We start from the raw sequence: 18100 nt of genomic DNA on the forward strand, positions 1-18100 counted from the left end.
CTTCCCGTACGTCATGCGGTCGGCCTCCGTAGACTGGCCCTGTGAGCGACCAGAACGAGCCCGACCCCCTCGACTCCTTCGCCGAGATCATCGCGGAGGAGACGGAACGCGACCCCGACCTCGCCGTCATCGAGGCCGGCAGCCGCACCCTGCGCACCCAGGGCGGCCCTTCGGAGGCGGACGTGCCCGCCCGCCCCGAGGACCCCGAGGTCGACAAGGCCCTGCGCGAGGTCGAGGCGGAGCTGGCGACCCGCTGGGGCGAGACCAAGCTGGAGCCCTCGGTCGCCCGTATCGCCGCTCTCGTGGACCTTCTGGGGGAGCCCCAGCGGTCGTACCCGTCGATCCACATCACCGGGACCAACGGCAAGACGTCGACCGCCCGCATGATCGAGGCCCTGCTCGGCGCCTTCGAGCTGCGCACCGGCCGCTACACCTCGCCGCACGTCCAGTCGATCACCGAGCGGATCAGCCTGGACGGCGCCCCGATCTCCGCCGAGCGCTTCATCGAGACGTACCAGGACATCAGGCCGTACCTCGAGATGGTCGACTCCTCGCAGGAGTTCCGCCTGTCGTTCTTCGAGGTGCTCACGGGCATGGCGTACGCGGCCTTCGCGGACGCGCCCGTCGACGTCGCCGTCGTCGAGGTCGGCATGGGCGGCTCCTGGGACGCCACCAACGTCATCGACGCGGACGTCGCCGTCGTGACGCCGATCGACCTCGACCACACCGACCGGCTCGGCGACACCCCCGGCGAGATCGCCGGCGAGAAGGCCGGCATCGTCAAGCAGGACGCCACCGTGATCATGGCCCAGCAGCCGGTGGACGCCGCCCAGGTGCTGCTGAAGAAGGCCGTCGAGGTCGACGCCACCGTGGCCCGCGAGGGCCTGGAGTTCGGGGTCGTCGCCCGCCAGGTCGCCGTCGGCGGCCAGCTGGTCACCCTGCGCGGCCTGGGCGGCGAGTACCCCGAGGTCTACCTCCCGCTGCACGGCGCCCACCAGGCGCACAACGCCGCGGTCGCCCTCGCCGCCGTCGAGGCGTTCTTCGGGGTCGGCACCGCCCGCGCCGAGCCGCTGGACATCGACGCCGTCCGCAAGGCGTTCGCCGCCGTCTCCTCCCCGGGCCGTATGGAGGTCGTCCGGCGGTCCCCGACCGTCGTGCTGGACGCCGCCCACAACCCGGCGGGCGCCCGCGTGACCGCCGAGGCGATCGGTGAGGCGTTCGACTTCAGCCGGCTGATCGGCGTCGTCGGCGCGAGCGGCGACAAGAACGTCCGGGGACTCCTGGAGGCGTTCGAGCCGATCTTCGCCGAGGTCGTCGTCACCCAGAACAGCTCGCACCGCGCCATGGACGCCGACGAACTCGCGGCCATCGCCGTCGAGGTGTTCGGCGACGAGCGCGTCCAGGTCGAGCCGCGGCTGCCGGACGCCCTGGAGGCCGCGATCACGCTGGCCGAGGAGGAGAGCGAGTTCACCGGCGGCGGCGTCCTCGTCACTGGATCCGTCATCACGGTCGGCGAAGCCCGGCTGCTGCTCGGGAAGGGCTGAGTCCGGCATGCGTACGCTCTGTTCCTCGACGCTGATCGGTGAGTTCTTCGTCATCGGCTTCGCCGGTCTGGTCGCCATGAAGGACCCGGACCTGTCCCTGGCGACCGTGTGGACGGTCAGCGGCATCGCGATGTTCCTGTGCGTGCTGCTGTGCGGCCTGGTGACCCGCCCCGGCGGCGTGGCGCTCGGCTGGGCCCTGCAGATCGCGCTGATCGCGTCCGGCTTCATCGTGCCCATGATGTTCTTCCTGGGCGTGGTCTTCGCGGCGCTGTGGTGGGCCTCCGTGCACTACGGGCGCAAGGTCGACGAGGCGAAGGCGAGATTCGCCGCGCAGGCGGACTCCGCTGCACCTGACGCTGCGTGACGGGCTGCTGGACACGCCCTGTAACCTCTTTCCACCGCACACCAGCAGTAAGAAGGAGCCCTCCCGTGACCCAGCGCACCCTCGTCCTGCTCAAGCCCGACGCCGTCCGGCGGGGTCTGACCGGCGAGATCATCAGCCGTATCGAGCGCAAGGCCGGCTGGCAGATCACGGCGCTGGAGCTGCGCACCCTGGACCAGGACACGCTGGAGCAGCACTACGGCGAGCACAAGGGCAAGCCGTTCTACGAGCCGCTGGTGGAGTTCATGGCCTCCGGGCCGGTCGTCGCCCTGATCGTCGAGGGGGAGCGGGTCATCGAGGGGCTGCGCCGGCTGGCCGGCCCGACCGACCCGATCGCCGCCGCTCCCGGTTCGATCCGCGGTGACTACGGGGTCATCGTGCGGGAGAACCTGATCCACGCCTCGGACTCCGAGGAGTCCGCCGAGCGCGAGGTGAAGATCTTCTTCCCGGGCCGCGCCTGACCCACCCGCCGTTCCCCAAGAGGGGCGGCCACGGGTAGTCTTCCGCCCACGGCATATGCCGGGCAATCGAGGGAACGGTTGCCCCCGATGGCCCGTCTCCACAAGCGGGGCGCCTCGCCATCTGCTGACAATGGCGGAGACCCTCCCGCAGTGTTCGTGCAGGCGCGTCTACGATGGAAGCCTTCACGTCACAGCACCCACTTCGCCGACCTGAAAAGCCGTCAAACGCTCCCAGGAAGGCCAGACGAATCCTGATGGGGAACTCAATGTCGTTCATCGGCCGTGACATGGCTGTCGACCTCGGGACCGCCAACACGCTGGTGTACGTCAGGGGTCGCGGGATCGTACTCAACGAGCCGTCCGTCGTCGCGATCAACACCAACACCGGTGGCATCCTCGCGGTCGGCGCCGAAGCGAAGAAGATGATCGGGCGCACGCCGGGCAACATCGTCGCCGTGCGGCCGCTGAAGGACGGCGTGATCGCCGACTTCGAGATCACCGAGCGGATGCTCCGCTACTTCATCCTGAAGATCCACAAGCGGCGGTATCTGGCTCGTCCGCGGGTCGTCGTCTGTGTGCCCTCGGGCATCACCGGCGTCGAGCGCCGCGCCGTCATCGAGGCGTCGTCCCAGGCCGGCGCCCGCCAAGTGCACATCATCGAGGAGCCCATGGCCGCGGCCATCGGCTCCGGCCTGCCGGTCCACGAGGCCACGGGCAACATGGTGGTGGACATCGGCGGCGGCACGACGGAGGTCGCGGTCATCTCCCTCGGTGGCATCGTCACCGCCCAGTCCATCCGGGTCGCGGGCGACGAGCTGGACAACGCGATCATCCAGCACATCAAGAAGGAGTACTCCCTCCTGCTGGGTGAGCGCACGGCCGAACAGATCAAGATCACGATCGGCTCGGCGTACGATCTCGACTCCGACGAGCACACCGAAATCCGCGGCCGGGACCTCGTCTCCGGGCTGCCGAAGACCGTCGTCATCTCCGCCGCCGAAGTGCGCAAGGCCATCGAGGAACCGGTCAACGCCATCGTGGACGCCGTCAAGACGACCCTGGACAAGTGCCCGCCGGAGCTGTCCGGCGACATCATGGACCGAGGAATCGTTCTGACCGGCGGCGGCGCCCTGCTGCGCGGACTCGACGAGCGGCTGCGCCGCGAGACGGGCATGCCGATCCACATCGCCGAGGACCCGCTGGACAGCGTGGCGCTCGGCTCCGGCAAGTGCGTCGAGGAGTTCGAGGCGCTGCAGCAGGTGCTCGACGCCCAGCCGCGCAGATGACGTAACTCTTTCGTTCCGCCGTACGAGATGATCGCCTCTCGTGCGGCGGATCGTTGATGCGGAGGCTTAAGCTCCCGCATGTGCCTCCGCGCACCTGAACACCCCAACCCCCGGACATTCCAATGAGGAAGGGCACGGCCGCCGCACGTGAGGGACACACGAGAGAGCCGGCTGCTCCTGGTGCTGCTGGTCGCCATCGCGTTCGCACTGATCACGGTGGACATCCGCGGCGGTGAGGACTCCCCGGTCGACGGTGCCCGCCAGGCCGCCGCCGGGGTCTTCGGCCCGGTCGAGGACGGTGTGTCGGCCGCGGTGAACCCGGTCGGCAACGCGGTCTCCGCCATCCGTGACTCCGGCGAGCGCCACGACCGGCTAGCCCGGCTCGAACAGGAGAACGCCGCCCTCAAGGCGAAACTCGGCAGCGACGACCGCAGCCGCAGCCGCCTCAAGCAGCTCGACAAGATGCTGAAGGTCGCGGGCGAGGGCCAGTACGGCATAAAGGGCGCCCAGGTCATCGCGATAGGAGCGGCCCAGGGCTTCTCCTGGACCATCACCATCGACGTCGGCGCCGACGACGGCATCAAGCGCGACATGACCGTCCTGAACGGCGACGGGCTGGTCGGCCGCGTCACCACCGTCGGCTCGAACACCGCGACGGTCCTGCTCGCCAACGACCCCGACTTCACCGTCGGCACCCGCATGGAGTCCAGCGACGAGCTCGGCTTCGCCTCCGGCCAGGGCGACCGCCCGCTGCGGGTCGAACTCCTCAACGGCAAGGCCGAGGTGAAGAAGGGCGACCGGCTCGTCACCTTCGGCTCGCAGGCCGACAAGCCGTTCGTCCCCGGCGTCCCGGTCGGTGTCGTCTCCCGCGTCGACCCGTCCGGCGGCGGCCTGACCCGCACCCTGTACGTCACGCCGTACGTGGGCTTCTCCAAGCTCGACATCGTCGGTGTCGTCGTCCAGGCGCCGACGAAGGACCCGCGCGACACGGTGCTGCCCGCCAAGCCGAAGGCGAAGCCCACGCCGACCGTCACGGTGACCGTGACACCGGGCGCCGAGGTGCCGGACGACGGCGGGCAACAGCAGCAGGGCGACGCCCGGGACCAGCCCCTGGCCGGGGGCCTCCAGCCCCGCGCCGACGACCTGTACCAGTACGAGCAAGAGCAGTAGGAGCTGAGCCCTCATGCGCGTCAACCGGATCCTGCTCTCCACCTCCCTGGTCGTTGTCGCCCTGGTCATCCAGGTCAGCGTCCTCGCCCGGCTCCATCTGCCCGGCGCCGTACCGGATCTGCTGCTCCTGACGGTCCTGGGCCTCGCCCTCGTCTACGGCCATGTCGGCGGCGCCCTCGTCGGCTTCGGCGCCGGTCTGCTCGCCGACCTCGCGCCGCCCGCCGACCACGCCGCCGGCCGCTACGCGCTGGTCCTGTGCGTCATCGGCTATCTCGCCGGCCTGTTCAAACCGGACAACGGAAAGCTCAAGTCGGCCACCGGGCCCATGGTCGTCGTGGTCGTCGCCGCGGTCGGCACGACGCTGCTGTACGCGGGCGTCGGCGCGCTCGTCGGTGACACCGCCGCCCGCCATGTCGGGCTCGGCAGCCTCCTGTTCACGGCGGCGCTGTACGACCTGCTGCTCGCGCCCTTCGTCGTCCCCGGGATCATGGCGCTGGCCCGCCGCGCCGAGAACGACCCGCTCGCCGAGAGCAGCACCCAGGCGAAGAAGACCGACATCTCCTCCGGCTGGCTCTCCGGCGGCACCGGTCTGCGGATCGGCGGCCAGCGGGGCGGCCTGAAGGTCAGGACGGTCCGGGCGCGCACGGCACGCGCCGGGCGCATCAAGGGGGTCAAGCGCCTGTGAGGCCAGCGGAGTTCACCCGGACGGGTGAGCCGGGAGGGAACCCGGGCTCATCGGCGGGACGTTCCACACTCGTACACGCACAGCCGTACGGACGGTCCGCACAGACGTCCGTGCTCGCACCGGCCCACGCGCACCGGCACACGCACTGAGAGGGGGAGACAGCCGCAGTGAGCAACATTCCCGAGACCGGCCGGACGCCCCGCGTCCAGATCCGGCTCGTCGTCATCCAGATCCTCGTCCTCTCCCTCCTGGGCACCCTCGGCGGACGCCTGTGGTACCTCCAGATCCGTGAGGGAGAGGCCTACGCCAAGGAGGCGTCGGGCAACCACGTCCAGCAGGTCGTCCAGCCCGCCGTGCGCGGCTCGATCCTGGACGCCCGCGGCGTGCCCCTCGCGGACAACGAGACCCGGCTCGTGGTCTCCGCCTCCCGCACCGACCTGCTGAAGATGCCGGACGACGGCAAGGCCGTCCTCACCAAGCTGGCCGGTGTGCTGGGCATGAAGCCCGCCGAGGTCATGGCGAAGGTCCGGCTCTGCGACGCCAAGACCCCCCAGCCCTGCTGGAACGGCTCGCCGTACCAGCCCATCCCCATCACCGACGAGGCCACCCCCAAGCAGGCCCTCCAGATCCGGGAGCGGGCCGAGGACTTCCCCGGCATCACCGCCGAGCCCCAGGCTCTGCGCCGGTACCCGAGCCCGGGCGGCGCCAACACCGCCCAGGTGCTCGGCTACCTCTCCCCGGTCACCGACGACGAGCTCCAGCAGGCCCAGGACACCGACTCGCCGTACCTGCGCTCCGACCAGGTCGGCCGCTCCGGCCTGGAGCGCCAGTACGACAGGGCGCTGCGCGGGAAGGCCGGCGTCACCCGCTACGAGGTCGACAACCTCGGCCGGGTCATCGGCGAGGCCGAGGCGGACCCGGCGCAGCCCGGTGCCAACCTCGTCACCAGCATCGACGCCCGCGTCCAGCGGGTCGCCGAGTACGAGCTGAACGAGGCGATGAAGGAAGCCCGCAAGGAGTGGGACCGCAACACCAACGAGCCGTACAAGGCCGACTCGGGCGCGGTCGTCGTCATGGAGGCCAAGACCGGCCGCATCGTCGCGATGGCCTCCAACCCCACCTACGACCCCAACGCCTGGGTGGGCGGCATCTCCGCGAAGGACTACAAGCAGTTGACGGGCAAGTCCTCCAACTACCCGCTGCTCAACCGCGCGATCCAGGGCCAGTCGGCACCCGGCTCGATCTTCAAGGTCATCCCGACCGCCGCCGCGGTCAACGCCGGCTACTCCTTCGACGGCCCCTACGAGTGCTCCAGCTCGTACTCCATCGGCGGCCAGGTCTTCAAGAACTTCGAGTCCAAGGGCTACGGCGGCATCAGCCTCGGCCGCGCCCTGGAGGTGTCCTGCGACACCGTCTTCTACCGGCTCTCCCACCAGGAGTGGAAGCGCGACGGCGGCACCAAGCCCAAGAAGAAGGCCAAGGACTGGTTCTACAAGACGGCCCACCAGTTCGGCCTGGGCGCCGAGACCGGCATCGACCTGCCCAACGAGGTCACCGGGCGCGTCCCCGACCGCAAGTGGAAGCAGGACTACTGGAAGGCCAACAAGGACGCCTGGTGCAAGTACGGCAAGAAGGGCGGCTCCTACGCCGAGCAGATCGCCTACGAGAACTGCCTCGAAGGCAACCGGCTGCGCGCGGGTGACTCCGTCAACTACTCCATCGGCCAGGGCGACACCCTCGTCACCCCCATCCAGATGGCCACGATCTACGCGGCCATCTCCAACGGCGGCACGCTCTACGACCCGACCGTCGGCAAGGCCGTCGTCAGCCCCGACGGGAAGAGCGTCGAGGAGATCAAGCCCAAGCCGCACGGCAAGCTGCCGATGAACCGTCAGACGCTCGTCCGTATGGACGACGCCCTCGCCGGTGTCGCCACCCGCGGTACCGCCGCCTGGCGGTTCGCCGACGTCGGCTGGCCCCAGGACAAGATCCCGATGCACGCCAAGACCGGTACCGCCGAGGTCTACGGCAAGCAGACCACCTCGTGGTTCGCGACGTACACCAAGGACTACTCGGTCGTCATGACGATCTCCCAGGGTGGTACCGGTTCGGGCGCCTCCGGCCCGGCCGTGCGCAACATCTACGACGCCCTGTACGGCGTCTCCGACGACGGCACCATCGACAAGAAGAACGCGCTGCTGCCCACCCCGCAGAAGAAGCTGCCGAAGGTCCGCACCGACGGCACCATCACCTCGCCGAAGGTCTCCAAGGACCCGGCGAAGGAGCAGCGCGCCACCCAGAAGAACGAGGCCGACCCGGACCCGCAGCAGCTCGCCGGGACCGTGTCGACGCAGTCGCCCGAGAACCGGGACACCCGGCGCCGAGGGCGCAGAAGCCGTAGGCGCGGAAGCCGGAGGATGCTCACATGACCGGCGCCAACAGCTTCCAGGTCTCCGGTTACGGGCCGCAGCGGGTCGGCTGGTCCCGCCTGTTCGCCCGGGACTCGCTCGCCCGCCGGCTGGACTGGCCGATACTGCTCGCCGGTGTCGCCCTGTCGATGATCGGCGCCGTCCTGGTCTACTCGGCGACCCGCAACCGCACCGAGCTCAACCAGGGCGACCCGTACTACTTCCTGATCCGGCACGTGCTGAACACCGGGATCGGGCTGGCCCTCATGGTCGGGACCGTGTGGCTGGGCCACCGCGCCCTGCGCACGGCCGTGCCCATCCTCTACGGCCTGTCCGTCTTCCTGATCCTGCTGGTCCTCACCCCGCTCGGCTCCACGATCAACGGCGCCCACTCCTGGATCCAGCTCCCCGGCGGCTTCTCGCTCCAGCCCTCGGAGTTCGTCAAGGTCACGATCATCCTGGGGATGGCGATGCTGCTGGCCGCGCGCGTCGACGCGGGCGACAAGCAGTACCCCGACCACCGCACGGTGGTGCAGGCACTGGGCCTGGCCGCCGTACCCATGCTGATCGTGATGCTCATGCCCGACCTCGGCTCCGTCATGGTCATGGTGGTGATCGTGCTCGGGGTGCTCCTCGCCTCCGGCGCCTCCAACCGCTGGGTCTTCGGGCTGATCGGCGCGGGCACCGCGGGCGCGATCGCCGTATGGCAGCTCGGCGTCCTGGACGACTACCAGATCGCCCGCTTCGCGGCCTTCGCCAACCCCGAGCTCGACCCGGCCGGCGTCGGCTACAACACCAACCAGGCGCGTATCGCGATCGGTTCCGGCGGGCTGACCGGCTCGGGGCTGTTCCACGGCTCGCAGACCACCGGCCAGTTCGTGCCGGAGCAGCAGACCGACTTCGTCTTCACGGTGGCGGGGGAGGAGCTCGGCTTCGTCGGCGGCGGACTGATCATCCTGCTGCTCGGCGTCATCCTGTGGCGGGCCTGCCGTATCGCCCGCGGAACCACCGAGCTGTACGGGACGATCGTCGCGGCCGGCATCGTGGCCTGGTTCGCCTTCCAGACGTTCGAGAACGTCGGGATGACCCTCGGGATCATGCCGGTCACCGGTCTGCCGCTGCCGTTCGTGTCCTACGGAGGTTCGTCGATGTTCATCGTCTGGATAGCGGTGGGACTGCTCCAGTCCATCCGGGTGCAACGCCCGATGTCGGCCTGAGGCGGCCCCCCGGCACGCAGGGCAGGCCGTGAACCGCCCGCTTACGCGGTTCACGGCCTGTCGCCGCCCCCCGGAGTCCGATTACATTCGGTTCATGGCGGACACCAAGCGGGAGATCGAGCGGAAGTACGAGTCCGACGGCGGCGGCCTGCCCGACCTGACCGGTGTCGCCGGGGTCGCGGCCGTGATCGAGAAGGGTGTCGCGCATCTGGACGCCACCTACTACGACACCACCGACGAGCGCCTCGCCGGAGCGGCGGTCACCCTCCGTCGCAGAACCGGCGGCTCCGACGCCGGCTGGCATCTGAAGTTCCCCGTCGCCCCCGGAGTGCGGGACGAGATCCAGGCCCCGCTCTCCGACACCCTTCCCGCCGACCTCGCCGCCCTGGTCCGCTCCCGCGTCCGCCACGCCGAGCTGGTGCCGGTGATCCGGCTGCGCTCCGACCGCGATGCCCGTGACCTCGTGGACGCCGACGGGCGGGTCCTCGCCGAGGTCAGCGTGGACGCCGTCCGGGCCGAGCGGCTCACCGGAGGGGGCGGCCGGACCCGGTGGACCGAGATCGAGGTGGAACTGGCGGACGACGGCGACCCGGCCCTGCTCGACCAGGTCGAGAAACGGCTGCGCAAGGCGGGCGTACGGCCGTCGGCGTCACCGTCGAAGCTCGCCCGCGCCCTCGCCGAGACCGCGCCGCGGAAGCTCGCCCCCGCGTCCGCGGAGCGGTCGCAGACCGCCGGCGACCACGTCCTCGCGTATCTCCGCACCCAGCGCGACACGATCGTCGCCCTCGACCCGGCGGTACGCCAGGACGCCGAGGACTCCGTCCACAGCATGCGCGTCGCCACCCGCCGCACCCGCAGCGCCTTCAAGTCCTTCGGCAAGGTCCTCGACCGGACCGTCACCGACCCGATCGCCGACGAGCTCAAATGGCTGGCCGGTGAGCTCGGCGTGGACCGGGACCGGGAGGTCCTGAGCGAACGCCTCTCCGCCGCCCTCGCCGAGGTACCCGCCTCCCTGGTCGCCGGGCCCGTCGCCGAGCGGCTGAGCACCTGGGCCGGAAACCGGCCGGGCGGCGCGAGCGCCCGCCTCATCGGCGTCCTCGACTCCCGCCGCTATCTGGCGCTGCTCGACGCGCTCGACGGGGCGCTCGCCGACCCGCCGCTGCTGAAGGCCGCCGGGAAGAAGCCGGGCAAGGTGCTCGCCAAGGCCGTACGCAAGGACTTCGGCAAGGTGGCCGCGCTCGTGCGGCAGGCGCAGGAGCTGGAGCCCGGCACCGAGCGCGACGTCGCCATCCACGAGGCCCGCAAGAAGACCAAGCGCACCCGGTACGCGGCGGAGGCGGCCGTACCGGCCCTCGGCGGTCCGGCGAAGGACCTGGTGAAGTCCATGAAGGCCCTGCAGAACCTGCTGGGCGAGCACCAGGACAGCGTCATGGCCCGCCGGACTCTGCGCGAGCTGGCCGCGCTCGCGCACGCCGCCGGCGACAGCGCCTTCACCTTCGGACTGCTGTACGGGCGGGAGGAGCGGCGGGCGGCCGCCGTGGAGGCCGAGCTGCCCGCGTTCTGGGCCGGCGCCAAGGACGGGGCGGACGCCCTGTGACCCTCGGGGCGTGCTGGGGGCGCCCGGGGCCGCGTTAGGCTAGATGGTCACCCCTGTCAGTTCAGTCCAGCTCACGAAGGTTCGCGAGATGTCTGCCGAAACCGCTGCGGCCGCGGAGTCCGTGTTCCCGCAGCTCGAAGCTCTGCTCCCGCATGTGCAGAAGCCGATTCAGTACGTCGGCGGAGAACTCAACTCCACGGTCAAGCCGTGGGAGTCCTGCGACGTCCGCTGGGCGCTCATGTACCCCGACGCCTACGAGGTCGGGCTGCCCAACCAGGGCGTCATGATCCTCTACGAGGTCCTGAACGAGCAGGAGGGCGTCCTCGCCGAGCGCACCTACAGCGTGTGGCCGGACCTGGAGGCCCTGATGCGGGAGCACGACGTCCCGCAGTTCACGGTGGACAGCCACCGGCCGGTGAAGGCGTTCGACGTGTTCGGCCTGTCCTTCTCCACCGAACTCGGCTACACGAACATGCTGGCCGCCCTGGACCTCGCGGGCATCCCGCTGGAGTCCAAGGACCGCACGGTCGACGACCCGATCGTCCTGGCCGGCGGGCACGCCGCGTTCAACCCCGAGCCGATCGCCGACTTCATCGACGCCGCCGTCATCGGTGACGGCGAGCAGGCCGTGCTGGACATGACCCGGATCATCCGGGAGTGGAAGGCGGAGGGCCGGCCCGGTGGCCGCGAGGAGGTCCTGCTCCGTCTCGCGAAGACCGGCGGGGTCTACATCCCGGCGTTCTACGACGTCGAGTACCTGCCCGACGGCCGGATCGCCCGCGTGGTCCCCAACCGGTCGGGCGTCCCGTGGCGGGTGTCCAAGCACACGGTCATGGACCTCGACGAATGGCCGTACCCCAAGCAGCCCCTCGTCCCGCTGGCCGAGACGGTCCACGAGCGCATGTCCGTGGAGATCTTCCGCGGCTGCACCCGCGGCTGCCGCTTCTGCCAGGCCGGCATGATCACCCGCCCGGTCCGTGAGCGCTCGATCACCGGGATCGGCGACATGGTCGAGAAGGGCCTGAAGGCGACCGGCTTCGAGGAGGTCGGCCTGCTGTCCCTCTCCTCGGCGGACCACAGCGAGATCGGCGACATCGCCAAGGGCCTGGCCGACCGGTACGAGGACGACAAGATCGGCCTCTCGCTGCCCTCCACCCGCGTGGACGCCTTCAACGTCGACCTGGCGAACGAGCTGACACGCAACGGCCGCCGGTCCGGTCTCACCTTCGCCCCCGAGGGCGGCTCGGAGCGGATGCGCAAGGTCATCAACAAGATGGTCTCCGAGGACGACCTGATCCGCACGGTCGCCACCGCGTACGGCAACGGCTGGCGCCAGGTGAAGCTGTACTTCATGTGCGGTCTGCCCACCGAGACCGACGAGGACGTCCTGCAGATCGCCGACATGGCGACGAAGGTCATCGCCAAGGGCCGCGAGGTGTCGGGGTCGAACGACATCCGCTGCACGGTCTCGATCGGCGGCTTCGTCCCGAAGCCCCACACCCCGTTCCAGTGGGCCCCGCAGCTCTCGGCGGAGGAGACGGACGCCCGCCTCGAGAAGCTCCGGGACAAGATCCGGGGCGACAAGAAGTACGGCCGCTCCATCGGCTTCCGCTACCACGACGGCAAGCCCGGCATCGTCGAGGGCCTGCTCTCCCGCGGCGACCGCCGCATCGGCGCCGTCATCCGCGCCGTCTACGACGACGGCGGCCGCTTCGACGGCTGGCGCGAGCACTTCTCCTACGACCGCTGGATGGCCTGCGCCGACAAGGCCCTGGCCCCCTACGGCGTGGACGTCGACTGGTACACGACGCGCGAACGCGCCTACGAGGAGGTCCTGCCCTGGGACCACCTGGACTCCGGCCTCGACAAGGACTGGCTCTGGGAGGACTGGCAGGACGCCCTCGATGAGACGGAGGTCGAGGACTGCCGCTGGACCCCGTGCTTCGACTGCGGCGTCTGCCCGCAGATGGACACCCAGATCCAGATCGGCCCGACGGGCAAGAAGCTGCTGCCGCTGACGGTGAAGAACACGGCACCGGCACCGAGCGGCCACGCTCACTGACCGACCGGGGCATCCACACCCGTACGGCCACTCGAGCTCCCCTCCTGGACCGGAGGGGGGCTCGCGGCTGTTCCGGGCCGCTGAGCTGCCGTGATGTCCGGCTGAGGTTGCCTTTGGCAAGTTGATGTCCAAGATGACGGTTGCTGGATAAAGTCGGATTGTTACTGCTGGTTGTGGGGGCAACCACTTTTCTGGTCGGCGGTGCCGACGTCCCTGGGGAGGGCAGGTAGCGCATGAGTCGTCGCTCTGCTGGTTTGGTCGGCGTCTGGGCTGAGATGCAGCGTCAGCAGCAACGCCAGAGGGAAGCCGAGGCACGGCAGCAGCGGGAGGCGGCCAGGCAGGCGCGGACCTACCAGCGGCGCGCGGCGCAGGAATATCGCGAGTTCCGGCAGGCGGAGGCCAGGCGGCACACGGAGGAGATCGAGGCCCAGGTCACGACCCTGCAGGGGCTGCTGGGCGCCGGATGCCAGGCGCCCGCCTTCAGGGCGGCTTCCCTCATGCGCCCGGAGGTGATCCCCCCGTTCGATCCCGGGTCGCTCGCGTGGCCGGTGCGGATGCCCGATCAGAGCCAGTACCAGACGCAGGGCGGCTGGACCGCGAGCCGGCGGGCACAGGCCCAGGCGGAGGCACGGGCTCGTTTCGAACACGACCTGCACGGGGCACAGGCTGCCGAGGCGGAGCGGTTGCAGCGGCTGGCGGCCGCTCAGCGGGCGTACGAGCGGGCAGCGGAGGCCCAGCGGTCGGAGATCCGTCGGCACAATTCCGGCATCTCGGAGGTGACCGCCGGGGTGAGGCGCGGCGAGCCGGATTCCGTGGTCGAGTACTTCTCGGCGGCGCTGTACTCGTCGACCGCCTGGCCCGAAGGTTTCCCGCGGCAGATCTCCGCGGCCTTCGACCGGGCGGCGAGGCAACTCGTCCTGGATTGGGAGATGCCCGCGTACGACGTCGTACCCGAGGTGAAGTCGGTGCGGTACGTGCCGTCCCAGGACCAGGACAAGGAGACGGCCCGCCCCGTGTCCCAGCGGCGGGCGCTGTACCGGGAGGTGCTGGCGCAGAGCGTGCTGCTGGTGCTGCATCAGCTGTTCGCCGCCGATGAGTACGGCATCCTCGACTCGGTCGCCCTCAACGGCTTCGTGGACGCGCCCGACCCCGCGACGGGACGGCAGACCCACATCTTCCTCGCGACCGTCATGGCCGAGCGGCCGGACTTCACCGGGTTCCATCTGGAGCAGGTGGATCCCGTCAGCTGCCTGACCGATGCCCTGCGCGGGCAGATCGCGACGCGTCCCGACCAGCTCACCGCCGTACGGCCGAGCCGCCGGCCCCAGGACGTGGGCGACCACGTCCTCACCCACGGCGGTGACGGGGAGCCGGATCTGTTCGACATGGACCCGATCGCGTTCGAGTCCCTGGTCGCCGATCTTTTCCGAGCGATGGGCATGCGGGCGGTGACGACCCAGCGGTCGAACGACGGGGGCGTAGACGTCGACGCGACGGATCCGACGCCCATTCGAGGCGGCAAGATCGTCGTCCAGGTGAAGCGCTACCGGAACACGGTTCCGCCCACCGCGGTGCGTGACCTGTACGGCACGGTCCAGGACCGCGGCGCCAACAAGGGCGTTCTCGTGACCACCTCGGCGTTCGGGCCTGGCTCGCACACCTTCGCCCGGGGCAAGCCGCTGGAGCTCATCTCCGGCAGCGAGCTGGTCGATCTGCTGCACCGGCATGGTCTGCGCGGGCGCCTGGGGGAGGGAGGCCGGCCGGTTCCCGCACGGACGACGCCGTCCGGGCCGGCGAACCTGGCCGACGACCACAACGTCCTGGGCATGACCTGGGCGGGGAACGTGGCGCTTGACGTCTGCGCACTCGTCTGCCGAGGTGGCCGCGTGCTGAGCGAGGAGCACTTCGTGTTCTTCAACAACCCGCAGACCCCGGACGGTTCGGTGCGAGCCGTGCCCGCGCAGGCGCCGGACAAGGCGGCGATCCGTGTCTCCTTCGACGCGCTCCCGCGGGAGGCCGACCGGTTCGTGCTCGTGGCCGCCGTCGACCCCGAGGTGAACCCTGACGCCGATCTGTCAGGTTTCACCGATGCCTGCATCCGGCTGCTGGACCCGGCGAGGGCGGAGCTCGGCCGGCTCGAGGTCTCGGACGGCCGTTCCGGGGAGACGGCCCTGGTGCTGGGCTCCTTCCGGCACCGGGCGAACGGCGACTGGGACTTCGTCCTTGGCGGAAAGGGCTACGCGCGAGGTCTGGAGGAGCTCCTGCGGGACTACGGGGTCGAGGTGGATTAGCAGGGAGTTCCGGTTGGGCGTGGGGCCGGGGCAGGTGGAGTGCGTCGTGGTGGAGTTCGCCCCGGCCGGGTGCGGGGTCAGGCGTTCGTGGGTCTCGGGAAGCCCAGCGTGTCCAGCAGGGCCCTGAACAGGTCCTCCGCGAAGGGCTTTTGGGAACGCAGCAGTTTCTCGACGGCGGAGCGCTCGGCCGGGGGGTGGACGCCGGCGGCTTCGGCCCAGGCGAGGGCGCCCTCGGCGTCCTCGGGGATGGCCTGGTCGAGTTCGGCGCGCTTGCGGCGGACGGCCTCGTGGAACGCAGGCGTGTAGAGCCAGGTGATCGGGTCGTCCACGTCGTCGGGCTCCTCCACGAGCAGCCGGGCGACGGCGTCCAGGTTCAGCCACGCCTGCCAGCGCCGGCCGGTGGTGTCCAGCCCGGTGACGAGGGCCAGGTCGCTGTCGGAGACGTCGGCGACACACGCGGGGGCGCCGGTCCAGTCGACGACGGCGGGGAGCCGTTCCACGTTCCAGGTGCCCTGGCGGAGCTGGACCGTCTGCCAGCCGCCGACGCGCCGCTCGTCCAGGTCGACGGCATCCTCGGCGCCGTCGAACACAGGGCTCTTCCGCAGCGGACGGCTGCTGCGTGCGAAGACCAGATGCCCGGAGAATCCCATGGGTCCCCCTCCCACTCTTTGCGCGCACCCTACCGACCGGCACTGACAGCGGGGCCTCACCGTCGCCGGAGTGGCTGCGCTCCGTTCGCCGCGGCGAACCAGCCGCCCGCGGGTGGTCCTCAGTCGGGGTGAGCGCGACTGTGGTCTGCCGCCCTCCGCGGGCCGGCCGCAGCCGCCCGGGCCGCCGAGGAAGACGCGTCGTAGCCGGGGCAGCGGTGCGGCCGGGCCGGACCGCCGAGGGCGAGACGCCGGCCACCCTCAAGACCGCGCAGGGCGTCAAGCTCGACATCACCGACTTCGGCCGATTCGCCTCCTGTTGACGCACTGACGCAGATCTCTCCCGCCGGAGTGCATCCGACCAGGCCACCGCCACGTCTACGCCGGTATGGATCTGGAGAAGGCGCCGCCACCGCGCCGGCAGCCCGAAGGGTGCCTGGTGGTCGCGATCCGCATACCCGTGCGCATCGTGGTGCTCCTGCTGGTCGTGCCGGTGCGGATGGTGTGGGACGCGCTCGTCGCCGGCGGGCGCTTCCTGAGGGACGTCGTGCTGCGCCCGCTGGGGCGGGCGCTGTTCGTGTGGCCGTTCGTCGCGCTGTGGCGGTATCTCCTCGTGCCTCTCGGCCGGGGACTCGCCTGGCTGGGGAACGTGCTGCTCGTCGTCCCCCTGGTCTGGCTGTACCGGTACGTGCTCACTCCGCTCGGCCACGCGTGCGCGTGGGTGGGCCGGGGGATCGGGGCCGGTCTGACGTGGCTCCACGCGCGCGTGCTCACGCCGGTCGGCCGGGCCGTCATGTGGGTCCTGCGGGGGATCGGCGCGATCCTCGCGGCGACCGGGCTCGGCGTCCTCGCGGCGCTGGCCTGGCTGGGGCGGTACCTCCTCGTCGTGCCCGCAGTGTGGCTGTACACGTGGATCCTCGCGCCCGTGGGGCGCGCGATCGCCTGGACCGTACGGATCGCCGTCACCGGCGTCGGGACCAGCCTGTACTGGACCCTCCGCGTGCTGCTCGTGCTGCCCGCCGTGGGCCTGTACCGCTGGGTGCTGGCCCCTGTGGGGCGGGTCCTCGCGGTCATCGGACGGGAGGTCCGGGACGCCCTCGGGCACACCTGGCGGGTCGCGGGGCGCGTCTCGCGCGCCGTCGGGCGCTTCCTCGGGACCCTCTTGCGGTGGATCTTCGTGGAACCGGTGCGCTGGGTGTACCGGACCGTGCTCACCCCGGCCGGACATGTCGTACGGGACCTCTTGCTGCGGCCCGCCGCCGAGGCCGCGCGCGCTGCCGGGCGGGCGACCCGGCAGGCCCTGGCGTCCGTCCGCGCGTCCGCCCGGCAGGCGCGCGCCGACATCCGCCGGACGCTGTTCGGACAGTCGGAACGGCACGAGAAGGTGGCCCGGCGGGAACGTCCGGCGCACGAGACACGTACTCTTGGTAGCAGTACGACCGCTCTCACGAAGGACTGAACGACACTGGGCAAGCGACAGCCCGAAGGCCCGCCGCCCGCACCCGCGGTGCAGCGCATCCGACTGCGTTACACCAAGCGCGGCCGCCTCCGGTTCACCAGCCACCGTGACTTCCAGCGCGCCTTCGAGCGTGCGCTGCGCCGCTCCGAGGTGCCCATGGCGTACTCGGCGGGGTTCACGCCGCATCCGAAGGTGTCGTACGCCAATGCCGCACCCACCGGCACGGGCAGTGAGGCGGAGTACCTGGAGATCGCGCTCACCGAGGCGCGGGATCCGCAGCAGCTCAGGGCGCTGCTCGACGAGTCGCTGCCCGCCGGGCTCGATGTCGTGGACGCGGTCGAGGCCCGGACCTCCGGGCTCGCCGACCGTCTCACGGCGTCCGTCTGGGAGTTGCGTCTCGACGGGGTGGAGCCGGCCGACGCCGCGCGAGCGGTCGCCGCGTTCCAGGCCGCCGAGACCGTCGAGGTCCAGCGCATGACCAAGAACGGCGTACGCACTTTCGACGCCCGTCCCGCGGTCGCCCATCTCGAGAGCGTCCAGCATTCGGAAACACACAGTTCGCAGGCCGATAGGCCGACGGACCGGCCCTGTGCGATACTGCGGCTGGTTGTTCGGCACGTGACGCCTGCCGTACGACCCGACGACGTCCTGTCCGGTCTCCGCGCCGTGGCCGACCTGGCGCCGCCGGTCCCCGCAGCGGTGACCAGGCTGGCGCAGGGGCTGCTCGATGAAGAGACCGGCACGGTGACCGACCCGCTCGCGCCCGACCGCGAGGCAGCGACGGCCCCAACCGAGGCCGGGACCGCTGCCGCCGCGACGGCGTCGGCGTAAGGAAGTTCCGCGTAGGGACGGACGTCGAAGCGCCGCCCTCGTACTCGGGAGCCACCTGGG

The 18100-nt window shown here is 70.7% G+C and carries 14 protein-coding genes; 13 read left to right on the forward strand and 1 reads right to left on the reverse strand.

Going from position 1 to position 18100, the window contains the following annotated elements:
• The first annotated feature begins 41 nt into the window (after positions 1-41).
• From ACFRAC_RS02140 to ACFRAC_RS02190, 11 genes are all read left to right on the forward strand, one after another.
• Positions 42-1544 carry a bifunctional folylpolyglutamate synthase/dihydrofolate synthase gene (locus tag ACFRAC_RS02140; RefSeq protein WP_382919577.1) on the forward strand — a complete coding sequence of 501 codons (1503 nt, stop codon included), beginning with the start codon at positions 42-44 and terminating at the stop codon, positions 1542-1544.
• 7 nt (positions 1545-1551) lie between these two features.
• Positions 1552-1908: a DUF4233 domain-containing protein gene (locus tag ACFRAC_RS02145; RefSeq protein ID WP_382919579.1), complete on the forward strand. Its 357-nt coding sequence runs from the start codon at positions 1552-1554 to the stop codon at positions 1906-1908.
• Positions 1909-1973: 65 nt separating this feature from the next.
• Positions 1974-2387: a nucleoside-diphosphate kinase gene (gene ndk, locus ACFRAC_RS02150; protein ID WP_382919581.1), complete on the forward strand. Its 414-nt coding sequence runs from the start codon at positions 1974-1976 to the stop codon at positions 2385-2387.
• A 266-nt stretch (positions 2388-2653) separates the two neighbouring features.
• Positions 2654-3673, forward strand: a complete 1020-nt coding sequence (locus tag ACFRAC_RS02155) for a rod shape-determining protein (RefSeq protein WP_004001297.1) — start codon at positions 2654-2656, stop codon at positions 3671-3673.
• A 147-nt stretch (positions 3674-3820) separates the two neighbouring features.
• A complete protein-coding gene (mreC, locus tag ACFRAC_RS02160) occupies positions 3821-4843 on the forward strand; it encodes a rod shape-determining protein MreC (RefSeq protein WP_382919582.1) in 1023 nt (340 codons plus the stop codon).
• Between the two features lie 13 nt (positions 4844-4856).
• A complete protein-coding gene (mreD, locus tag ACFRAC_RS02165; protein WP_382919584.1) occupies positions 4857-5528 on the forward strand; it encodes a rod shape-determining protein MreD in 672 nt (223 codons plus the stop codon).
• Between the two features lie 167 nt (positions 5529-5695).
• Entirely contained in the window at positions 5696-7957 is a 2262-nt protein-coding gene (gene mrdA, locus ACFRAC_RS02170) for a penicillin-binding protein 2 (RefSeq protein ID WP_382919585.1), read from the forward strand.
• On the forward strand, positions 7954-9153 hold the full coding sequence (rodA, locus tag ACFRAC_RS02175; RefSeq protein ID WP_382919587.1) for a rod shape-determining protein RodA: 1200 nt from the start codon (positions 7954-7956) through the stop codon (positions 9151-9153). Before mrdA ends, rodA begins: the two co-directional genes overlap by 4 nt.
• Positions 9154-9247: 94 nt before the next feature.
• The gene (locus tag ACFRAC_RS02180; protein ID WP_382919589.1) at positions 9248-10750 is read left to right on the forward strand and encodes a CHAD domain-containing protein; all 1503 of its coding nucleotides are present in this window, start codon (positions 9248-9250) and stop codon (positions 10748-10750) included.
• 88 nt (positions 10751-10838) lie between these two features.
• Positions 10839-12812, forward strand: coding sequence for a TIGR03960 family B12-binding radical SAM protein (locus ACFRAC_RS02185; protein ID WP_382919591.1), 1974 nt, complete (start codon positions 10839-10841; stop codon positions 12810-12812).
• A gap of 233 nt (positions 12813-13045) precedes the next feature.
• The gene (locus tag ACFRAC_RS02190; protein ID WP_382919593.1) at positions 13046-15103 is read left to right on the forward strand and encodes a restriction endonuclease; all 2058 of its coding nucleotides are present in this window, start codon (positions 13046-13048) and stop codon (positions 15101-15103) included.
• A gap of 77 nt (positions 15104-15180) precedes the next feature.
• On the opposite strand, the gene ACFRAC_RS02195 is transcribed toward ACFRAC_RS02190, so the two are convergent.
• Positions 15181-15753: a hypothetical protein gene (locus ACFRAC_RS02195; RefSeq protein ID WP_382919594.1), complete on the reverse strand. Its 573-nt coding sequence runs from the start codon at positions 15751-15753 to the stop codon at positions 15181-15183.
• Between the two features lie 385 nt (positions 15754-16138).
• Here ACFRAC_RS02195 and ACFRAC_RS02200 point away from each other — a divergent pair, with 385 nt between their 5' ends.
• Together ACFRAC_RS02200 and ACFRAC_RS02205 are read left to right on the forward strand one after the other, a co-directional pair.
• Complete coding sequence (locus tag ACFRAC_RS02200) at positions 16139-17209, forward strand: hypothetical protein (protein ID WP_382919596.1); 1071 nt, start codon at positions 16139-16141, stop codon at positions 17207-17209.
• 48 nt (positions 17210-17257) lie between these two features.
• Positions 17258-18040 (forward strand): TIGR03936 family radical SAM-associated protein, encoded by a 783-nt coding sequence (locus ACFRAC_RS02205; protein ID WP_382919597.1) that lies wholly within the window; start codon positions 17258-17260, stop codon positions 18038-18040.
• The last annotated feature ends 60 nt before the right edge of the window (positions 18041-18100 follow it).

Origin of the sequence: Streptomyces sp. NPDC056628 (assembly GCF_042792555.1) — a bacterium.
Classification (GTDB): Bacteria; Actinomycetota; Actinomycetes; order Streptomycetales; family Streptomycetaceae; genus Streptomyces.

What these genes read in the sequence shown, in the direction of transcription:
- ACFRAC_RS02190 (WP_382919593.1), top strand. Translation starts at nt 13,046, where the DNA reads ATGAGTCGTCGCTCTGCTGGTTTGGTCGGCGTCTGGGCTGAGATGCAG.
- ACFRAC_RS02185 (WP_382919591.1), top strand. Translation starts at nt 10,839, where the DNA reads ATGTCTGCCGAAACCGCTGCGGCCGCGGAGTCCGTGTTCCCGCAGCTC.
- ACFRAC_RS02180 (WP_382919589.1), top strand. Translation starts at nt 9,248, where the DNA reads ATGGCGGACACCAAGCGGGAGATCGAGCGGAAGTACGAGTCCGACGGC.
- ACFRAC_RS02155 (WP_004001297.1), top strand. Translation starts at nt 2,654, where the DNA reads ATGTCGTTCATCGGCCGTGACATGGCTGTCGACCTCGGGACCGCCAAC.
- mreD (WP_382919584.1), top strand. Translation starts at nt 4,857, where the DNA reads ATGCGCGTCAACCGGATCCTGCTCTCCACCTCCCTGGTCGTTGTCGCC.
- rodA (WP_382919587.1), top strand. Translation starts at nt 7,954, where the DNA reads ATGACCGGCGCCAACAGCTTCCAGGTCTCCGGTTACGGGCCGCAGCGG.
- ACFRAC_RS02200 (WP_382919596.1), top strand. Translation starts at nt 16,139, where the DNA reads ATGGATCTGGAGAAGGCGCCGCCACCGCGCCGGCAGCCCGAAGGGTGC.
- ACFRAC_RS02195 (WP_382919594.1), bottom strand. Translation starts at nt 15,753, where the DNA reads ATGGGATTCTCCGGGCATCTGGTCTTCGCACGCAGCAGCCGTCCGCTG.
- ACFRAC_RS02145 (WP_382919579.1), top strand. Translation starts at nt 1,552, where the DNA reads ATGCGTACGCTCTGTTCCTCGACGCTGATCGGTGAGTTCTTCGTCATC.